Raw genomic sequence first — 8,083 nt, 5'->3', positions numbered from 1 at the left:
CATAGGGTGTGCTATAGTATATTCGGCCGTCCAATGTTTCCCACCGTTGAGACAGCTTGCTGAAACCAAACAACAGCCGATCAATCTCTTCCGTCTTCTTCAGGCTGACGACGACACCCGATATTTGCCTCGGCGGCAGACCGAACCGCATTTTCACACTCATGCGGACCCGGATCGCAGCATCGTAGAATGTCTCTGAATGCCCGCGTTTTCCGGTTCGCTTTTCCAACCGCATAGTCTCGCTGTCAAACCGGATCGAAAGCGAACTCCTCTTCCGAAGTGGTTCGCTATAGGTGAACCCGTTCGCTGTTTGATCGCGGGAACAGGAAGGCACCACATGATGTCGGCCTAACCTTATGAACCCAAGAAGTGAATCCTTCACCGTTTGTGTACAGCAACACCCATTAACGCTCGCCCCAACGGCGACAGCATGGAGAGGGCCGGAAGGTTCTCACGCCTCGCCGGCCGTTGCCGAGATGTCGCGCTCCTCCTGCGACATCTCCTCGGCGATCCCGTCAAAGAGCGGCGTGGACAGGTAGCGTTCGCCTGTGTCGGGGAGCATGCAGAGAATAACCGTGCCTGGCGCCGCCTGTGTCGCCTGACGGATCGCGGCGGCAAAAGTAGCACCGGCGGAGATGCCACAGAAAATACCTTCCTGGCTGGCCAATTTCCGGGCCCAGTCGATGCCTTCGACACCTGAAACTGGCTCAAGCGCGTCGAAGAAGCCGTTGTCGATGGCCTCCTGAAGCACGAGGGGGATGAAATCCGGGGTCCAGCCCTGGATCGGATGTGCCTCGAAGGCAGGGTGCTTGTGGGACGGGGTGCCGTCTTCCTTACGGTCTTGGCGTTCTTTGCTGGCGAGAAGCTGTGCGTTGGTTGGCTCGGAGAGGACGATCTTGGTCTCCGGGCGCACCTTTCGCAGAACACGTGCCAGCCCGGTCACGGTGCCGCCGGTGCCGTAGCCCGTGACGAGGCAGTCGAGCCGCTCTCCTTCGAAATCGGCGAGAACCTCGCGGGCAGTCGTTGACTCGTGGATATCGGCATTGGCATCGGTCTCGAACTGATGCGCGAGGAACCAACCATTGGCCTCCGCCAGCGCGTCCGCTTTTCTCATCATACCGACCGCACCTTCCGCTTTGGGCGTCAGCACGACCTTCGCGCCAAGCATCCGCATCAAACGGCGGCGTTCGACCGAGAAGCCATCATGCATGGTGATGACCAGGGGGTAGCCTTTCTGAGCGCAGACCATGGCAAGCCCGATTCCGGTGTTGCCGCTGGTGCCCTCGACCACGGTCATGCCCGGCATGAGAGTGCCGGCGCGTTCGGCTGCTTCGATGATGTTGACCGCCAGCCGGTCCTTGACGGAGCCGCCTGGGTTGAAGGCCTCGGCCTTGACGAACAGCGTCACGTGATCCGGCGCGAGGCGATTGATGCGAATGACCGGCGTGTCGCCGATTGTCTCCAGGATATTGTCGAACTTTCGTCCACGGCCATGGGTCTGGCGGATTCCGGTATCGGACATATCTCTCTCCCTGCGCGCTGTCGGTTTTCCGTGCTGTCATAGCATCGGAGCGCCAGAGTCACGAGGATGAAGGCGCAGGGAGCCATGGATCACCTGGTTGTGCGCATGAAAAAGGCGCCCTGAAGGGCGCCTCATCCGTTCCTTTGCGCAGAGCACCGGAGCTTACGCTTCCTTCGCGGCCTTCTTGATCGGCTTCCAGATCCGCTTGTTGGTCGCGTAAAGCAGGACCGTCAGGAGCGTCAGGAAGACGACCGCAATAAGGCCCGTGCGCTTGCGATCCATCATCTTGGGTTCGGCGGCCCACATCAAGAAGGCGGAGAGATCCTCTGCCTCATGATGCAGGGAGTTGGAATGGCCATCGGCGAACTCAACATCCTCGCCATAGAGCGGCGGCGCCATCGAGATCCAGCCGCCGGGGAAGGCAGTGTTCTCGTAGAAGATGGTTCCGGCCTCTTCTTTCTCCTCGCCGGTATAGCCGGTGAGCAACGAGACGATGTATTCCGGTCCGCCCATGCCGTTGAAGAGCTGGCTCAAACCGGTGCCATAGGGGCCGTGGAAACCGGCGCGAGCCTTGGCCATCAGGCTCAGGTCCGGTGCGCCGGCATCATTGTTCTCCGGGAAATGGTCCGTCGGGATCCGCGGGCGGTCCACATCCTTCTCGGCATCGTAGATGTCGAACTGGGCCGAGTAGGCGCGGACCTGATCGGCGGGCAGCTCGGGGCCACCCGGATCGGCCAGCGTTCGCAGTGGCACGTATTTCAACCCGTGACACGCGCTGCAGACCTCCGTGTAGACCTGCAAGCCGCGCTGCAACTGCATTTGGTCGAACTTGCCGAAGGGCCCTTCGAAAGAGAACTGCACATCGTGGATGTGGCCCTCTCCGCCCGCGGCAATTGCCGCCCCGCCGGAGATGGCGAGAGCTGCGACCGCGGTGAGTGCGATTTTCTTGATCATGTCAGAACGATCCTTCCTGTCACTCGGCCGGGGTGGCCGCGGCGTCGTCCGAGGACTTGCCATAGTGGGCGTTGAAATCGGCCTCGATGGTCTCGGGCAGCTCTTCCGGCTTCTCGAGCACGCCCAGGAGCGGCAGGATTACCAGGAAGTAGGCGAACCAGTAGGCAGCACCGGCCAGCGAGATGTAGGGATAGATCCCTTCAGCCGGCATGGCACCGACCCAGGTGAGAACCACGAAATTGACGATGAAGATGGCGTACCACCAGCGGAACATCGGACGGAAGCGGCCGGAGCGGACACGAGACGTGTCAAGCCAAGGCACCAGCGCCAGGACGATGATTGCGCCGAACATGGCGATCACGCCGAAAAACTTCGCATCCACGAGGCCGAAGGTGATCCAGTTGGTGAACATAACGACCCAGACATCCGCCGTGAAGGCACGCAGGATGGCGTAGAAGGGCAGGAAGTACCATTCGGGCACGATATGTGCCGGGGTCACCAGCGGGTTCGCTTCGATGTAGTTGTCCGGGTGGCCGAGATAGTTCGGCATCCAGGCGGTCACGGCGAAGAAGACGACGAGGATCAGGGCCAGCGCGAAGAAGTCCTTGATCACGAAGTAGGGCCAGAAGGGAACTGTGTCCTTCTTGGCTTCTTCCTTGGAGCCGCGGCGAACCTCGACGCCCGTCGGGTTGCCGTTACCCGTGGTGTGGAAGGCCCAGATATGGACGATCACGAGACCGGCGATAACGAAGGGCAACAGGTAATGCAGCGAGAAGAAGCGGTTCAGCGTCGCGTTGTCCACCGCCGGTCCACCGAGAAGCCAGGTCTGGATCGGCTCCCCGATGAAGGGGATTGCGCCGAAGAGGCCGGTGATCACGGTCGCGCCCCAGAAGGACATCTGACCCCAGGGCAGAACGTAGCCCATGAAGGCGGTGCCCATCATCATCAGGTAGATCAGCATGCCGATGATCCATGTGATCTCGCGCGGCGCCTTGTAGGAGCCGTAATAGAGACCGCGGAAGATGTGCATGTAGACCGCGAGGAAGAACAGCGAGGCGCCGTTCATGTGCAGGTAGCGCAGGAAGTGGCCGCCATTCACGTTGCGCATGATGTGCTCGATCGAGGCGAAGGCCAGATCGACATGCGGGGTGTAGTGCATCACCAGGATGATGCCGGTAACAATTTGAAGACCCAGGCAAAACGCCAGGATGATGCCCCAGATCCACATCCAGTTCAGATTCTTGGGCGTGGGGATCATCAGGGTGTCGTAGACGAGACCAATAATGCCGAGGCGGCTATTGACCCATTTCTCGGCACCGGTCTTCGGCTCGTAATGGTCGTGGGGAATTCCAGCCATTGGTGTCTCCCTTAGCCGAGCTGAATGGTTGTGTCGTCGAAGAACATGGCGGTCGGGACCGGCAGGTTCTCGGGCGCGGGACCTTTACGGATCCGGCCGGACGTATCGTAGTGAGAGCCGTGGCAGGGGCAGAACCAGCCGCCAACGCCGGTCGGACCGACATAATCGCCCGCATCGTTGAGCGGCACGCAGCCCAGATGGGTGCAGACACCCATCATCACCAGCCATTCGCCACTCTCATCGAGGGAACGGTTCTCGTCCGCGGCGTCGGTGCCGTCCTTGTTTGTATTGCGGGACAGTTGGTCCGGCAGATCGCTCAGCTCGACCGAACGGGCATCCTCGATCTCTTCCGCCGAACGGCGACGGACGAAGACCGGCTTGCCGCGCCACTTCACGGTGATCTGCGAACCGGTTTCGATCGACGAAACATCGACAAGGATGGAGCTGAGGGCCTGGACATCCGCCGACGGGTTCATCTGATTGATCAGAGGCCAGACGGCGGCACCAGTGGCTACAGCACCGGCTCCCGCGGTGGCGTAGTAGAGGAAGTCGCGACGGGTACCGTCGTGGTCTTCTGCTTGGGACACGAGGAATCTCCCTTTCCTGGCTATACGGATACCGTGCGGCGCCCGGGACGCAGCAGGTCTGCAAAGCTAATTAGAGCGCTGGTTTTGAACCGTCTACCCGTCTTCTCCCCTGAACTGCGGCGGGTTGTCGCAATATCCTTGAAATATGAGTGAATTTGCATGTGTCGCGCCGTTGCAGCAACACAATCCGACGGGCCGCGCGGGTCTCGCCTTGCGGCTGGTAGCGCCCACATATTCTGCGCTGCGGCATTCGCAACTCAGGAAGAATCAGTGCGAGGTCCCGCGGGGAGTGTCCATGGTCGCCGAACTTCACACCGTGACAATTCGGGCACAGATTCGAAGAAGTGCACTCGCCGCGCTGCTTGAAGGAGAGGAGCGACCCTGCCGGCAGTTCCACCTCAGGCCGGCAGGGTCGCCAGCATCGACTCCCTGCTCGCAAACCGCCTTTCCCAGTCGGCCACCCCGTCCCGTCCCCGGCGCCAATCCCTGTCACCAAGACGGAAGTCGAGATACCCGAGCGCGCAGCCGCAGGCGATCTGCCCCATGTCGAGCGGCCCAGCGAGATGACTCATCCAGCGCCCCTCCAGCGCATTCAGCGCCCGACCGATCTTGGCCCATTGGCCCTCGACCCAAGGCGCATGGACCTTTTCTTCTGGCCGGCACCGCGTTTCGTAGACCATGAGCACCGCCGCCTCCATGATCCCGTCAGCCAGCGCTTCCAGAGTCAGAACCTCCCAGAGACGCCTCTCCGGAAAGAGGCCACTTCCGGCTCGCTGGTCGAGGTAGCGACAGATCACCCTGCTGTCGAACAAGGCCGGCCCGGAAGGGCGAACGAGAGTCGGAATCTTGCCGAGCGGGTTCTCTGAAACCGGCATCTGCGCCGAGTCGACCGGCGTCCCGGTTGCGGCGACGATCTCCACATCCGCCAACTGGCCTGTTTCATGAAGAAGCACCATGACCTTGCGGACAAAGGGCGAGGCGGGGGCGTGAAAGAGCTTCATATCAGGGCTGCCATCCTGGTTTCGGGACAACCCGAGTATGGACGAAGCGCGCCAAAGGGGAAGCTGTTCCTGCAGGCCGTCGCCCGATGGCCCCTCAGGCCGTGAGCTGCTCGTCCTTGAAGCCGCGTATCTCCGTCTCGACGATCTGCCCCTCGGGCTGATCCGTCTGGAAGCTGACCTCCGTGAACTGCTCGGTGCGCCCCATACGCGGGTTCTCCAACAGAATCCGGTGTCGCCGACCGATTTGCTGCGCCAGATGGCTTGCTACCTGGGCCTGCCCGCATGCCCGAAGCCGGGCTGCGCGGTCCCGAATCAAGCCACCATGAAGCTGCGGCATGCGCGCCGCGGGAGTTCCTTTGCGTGGCGAGAAGGGGAAGACATGCAGCCAGGTCAGGCCGCATTCCTCCACCAGCGCCAGAGAGTTGTCGAACATCTCTTCAGTCTCGGTCGGGAAACCGACGATGATGTCGGCACCGAAAGTCATGTCCGGCCGCAACCGCCGCGCCTCTTCGCAGAATCGGATCGCATCTTCTCGGCTGTGGCGACGTTTCATCCGCTTGAGCATCATGTTGTCGCCGGCCTGCAGCGACAGGTGCAGATGCGGCATCAGGCGCGGTTCGGTGGCGATGGCCTGCATCAACATCTCGTCGGCCTCGATGGAATCGATGGAGGAGATCCGCAGCCGCGGCAGCTCCGGGACCATTTTCAGGATTCGCATCACCATGTCGCCCAGACGCGGCGCGCCGGGAAGGTCCGCCCCCCAGGAGGTCAGGTCCACACCGGTCAGCACCACTTCGTTGAAGCCGCGCTCCACCAGCCGTTTGATCTGGTCGACCACGATCCCGGCCGGAACAGAGCGGGAATTGCCCCGCCCGAAGGGGATGATGCAGAACGTGCAGCGATGATCGCAGCCATTCTGGATCTGCACATAGGCCCGGCTGCGGGTGCCGAATCCGTCGATCAGGTGTCCCGCCGTCTCGCGCACAGACATGATGTCGTCGACCTGCACCTTCTCCGTCTGGCCGATGAAATTGGGCCCGGACAGGCCCTCCCAGGTCTCCGGCCGCATCTTCTCGGAATTGCCGATAACGCGGTCCACCTCCTCCATGGCGGCGAAGGTGTCCGGCTCGGTCTGCGCCGCGCAGCCGGTGACAATCAGCGTGGCCTCGGGGTTCTCCCGCCGCAGCCGCCGGATTTCCTGCCGCGCCTTGCGCACGGCTTCAGCGGTGACCGCGCAGGTATTGACCACGACGGCATTGTCGATCCCGGCCTCGGCCGAGAGCTTTTTCATCGCTTCGGTCTCATAGGCATTGAGCCTGCAGCCCAGCGTGGAGAATACGGGTGGTTTCACGTCAGAGACTTTCCAGGAAGTCCGACGACAACACACCGTCGAAGACATGCGCGGTTGGGCCGGTCATGTGGACGCCATCCTCGCGCCAGTCGATATGAATTGTCCCGCCATCGAGCTCGATTGTGACCGCACGCCCGGTCAGCCCGCGCCGGACTGCGGCAACGGCGGTGGCGCAAGAAGACGAGCCGGAGGCAAGGGTGATCCCGGTGCCGCGCTCCCAGACCCGCATACGCAGATGATCGGGGCCAAGCACATGCGCGACCTGGACATTGGTGCGTTCGGGGAAGAGCGGATGGTGTTCCTGCGTCGGGCCGAAGCTGGGCAGGTCCACGGCCTCGGCATCCTCGACGAAGAACGTGCAATGCGGGTTCCCCATTCCGGTCGCGGTCGGAGCGCCGTCAATGGGAAGGGAAAGCGTGTCCATCTCCCGGGCCAGTGGGACACCGGCCCAGTCCAGGATCGGCGGCCCCATGTTCACCCGGGTCAACCCGTCGCCGGCATCGGCACAGTCGAGCAAACCACGTTCGGTACGCAGCTGGACCTGCCCTGTTCCCAGTTCCTGCATCAAGTGGCGGGCAACACAGCGCGTCGCATTCCCGCAGGTCGCCGAGAGAGTGCCATCAGCATTGAAGAAAACCAGCCGGGCATCTGCGAAATCATCGGACTCTATCACGGCCAGTTGGTCGAAACCGACACCGCGCCGCCGGTCACCGAGCGCGCGCGCCACAGCTGCAAGCTCAGGCGCGTTTCCGCGTCTTGAATCGACGACGACGAAGTCGTTTCCGAGGCCGTGCATCTTCATGAAGTGCAGCGGTTGAGTGGGTTCTGAATCGTGCATTATGCGAGCGATATACGCGGTCGAGGAACTGTTTTGAAGAGAGTGTGAAATTTCTTCTTGACCCTGCTCAGCGGGTCCCCTAATCACCGGTCCTCGGATGGGCCGTTAGCTCAGTTGGTAGAGCAACTGACTTTTAATCAGTGGGTCGCAGGTTCGAATCCTGCACGGCTCACCATTCGAATCAAGGGCTTAGGTGGAGACGCCTGAGCCCTTTGGTTTTTCTGGCACGCACATGGCACGCACCGTGCAGTATTTCACACTTCGCCAGCGTCGGCGCTTCGCGTGGAAAGACCTCATTGGACGCCGTGCGTCCCTTGCGGCCGTGGGTGAACGTCCTCGCAAGTTTTCTCCGAAACTTCCGCAACTTTGAATGTTTAGACGGTTCACCTGCTCGCACTTCACACAGCGACGAAGCAAGACAACGGGCGTCCAGTCGAGGCTTGTCAACCTTCTATTCTGATTTCAGCCACCTT

8 protein-coding genes and 1 tRNA gene are annotated in these 8,083 nt (G+C 61.5%); 1 reads left to right on the top strand and 8 read right to left on the bottom strand.

Annotated features, from left to right (window positions below):
- From R3X27_RS25745 to dapF, 8 genes are all read right to left on the bottom strand, one after another.
- A partial coding sequence (locus R3X27_RS25745; protein WP_411572544.1) for a transposase occupies window positions 1-334 on the bottom strand: 334 nt, incomplete at its 3' end.
- Between the two features lie 117 nt (window positions 335-451).
- On the bottom strand, window positions 452-1,522 hold the full coding sequence (locus tag R3X27_RS25055) for a PLP-dependent cysteine synthase family protein (RefSeq protein WP_317711645.1): 1,071 nt from the start codon (window positions 1,520-1,522) through the stop codon (window positions 452-454).
- 162 nt (window positions 1,523-1,684) lie between these two features.
- Window positions 1,685-2,476: a cytochrome c1 gene (locus R3X27_RS25050; RefSeq protein WP_317711644.1), complete on the bottom strand. Its 792-nt coding sequence runs from the start codon at window positions 2,474-2,476 to the stop codon at window positions 1,685-1,687.
- A 19-nt stretch (window positions 2,477-2,495) separates the two neighbouring features.
- Window positions 2,496-3,833 (bottom strand): cytochrome b/b6, encoded by a 1,338-nt coding sequence (locus R3X27_RS25045; RefSeq protein ID WP_317711643.1) that lies wholly within the window; start codon window positions 3,831-3,833, stop codon window positions 2,496-2,498.
- Between the two features lie 11 nt (window positions 3,834-3,844).
- The gene (gene petA, locus R3X27_RS25040; RefSeq protein WP_317711642.1) at window positions 3,845-4,420 is read right to left on the bottom strand and encodes a ubiquinol-cytochrome c reductase iron-sulfur subunit; all 576 of its coding nucleotides are present in this window, start codon (window positions 4,418-4,420) and stop codon (window positions 3,845-3,847) included.
- A 398-nt stretch (window positions 4,421-4,818) separates the two neighbouring features.
- Window positions 4,819-5,421 (bottom strand): glutathione S-transferase, encoded by a 603-nt coding sequence (locus R3X27_RS25035; protein ID WP_317711641.1) that lies wholly within the window; start codon window positions 5,419-5,421, stop codon window positions 4,819-4,821.
- Between the two features lie 94 nt (window positions 5,422-5,515).
- The gene (mtaB, locus tag R3X27_RS25030) at window positions 5,516-6,772 is read right to left on the bottom strand and encodes a tRNA (N(6)-L-threonylcarbamoyladenosine(37)-C(2))-methylthiotransferase MtaB (protein WP_317711640.1); all 1,257 of its coding nucleotides are present in this window, start codon (window positions 6,770-6,772) and stop codon (window positions 5,516-5,518) included.
- A gap of 1 nt (window position 6,773) precedes the next feature.
- Entirely contained in the window at window positions 6,774-7,574 is an 801-nt protein-coding gene (gene dapF, locus R3X27_RS25025; protein ID WP_411572543.1) for a diaminopimelate epimerase, read from the bottom strand.
- 135 nt (window positions 7,575-7,709) lie between these two features.
- On the opposite strand from dapF, the gene R3X27_RS25020 reads away from it, so the two are divergent.
- Window positions 7,710-7,785 (top strand) — tRNA-Lys (locus tag R3X27_RS25020).
- The last annotated feature ends 298 nt before the right edge of the window (window positions 7,786-8,083 follow it).

The sequence above is a fragment of the Tropicimonas sp. TH_r6 genome, assembly GCF_033101155.1.
GTDB lineage: Bacteria > Pseudomonadota > Alphaproteobacteria > Rhodobacterales > Rhodobacteraceae > Tropicimonas.
Note: the sequence above shows the minus strand (reverse complement) of the source record. Positions and strands in the feature narration are given on the sequence as shown.

What these genes read in the sequence shown, in the direction of transcription:
- R3X27_RS25055 (WP_317711645.1), bottom strand. Translation starts at nt 1,522, where the DNA reads ATGTCCGATACCGGAATCCGCCAGACCCATGGCCGTGGACGAAAGTTC.
- R3X27_RS25050 (WP_317711644.1), bottom strand. Translation starts at nt 2,476, where the DNA reads ATGATCAAGAAAATCGCACTCACCGCGGTCGCAGCTCTCGCCATCTCC.
- R3X27_RS25045 (WP_317711643.1), bottom strand. Translation starts at nt 3,833, where the DNA reads ATGGCTGGAATTCCCCACGACCATTACGAGCCGAAGACCGGTGCCGAG.
- R3X27_RS25035 (WP_317711641.1), bottom strand. Translation starts at nt 5,421, where the DNA reads ATGAAGCTCTTTCACGCCCCCGCCTCGCCCTTTGTCCGCAAGGTCATG.
- dapF (WP_411572543.1), bottom strand. Translation starts at nt 7,574, where the DNA reads ATGAAGATGCACGGCCTCGGAAACGACTTCGTCGTCGTCGATTCAAGA.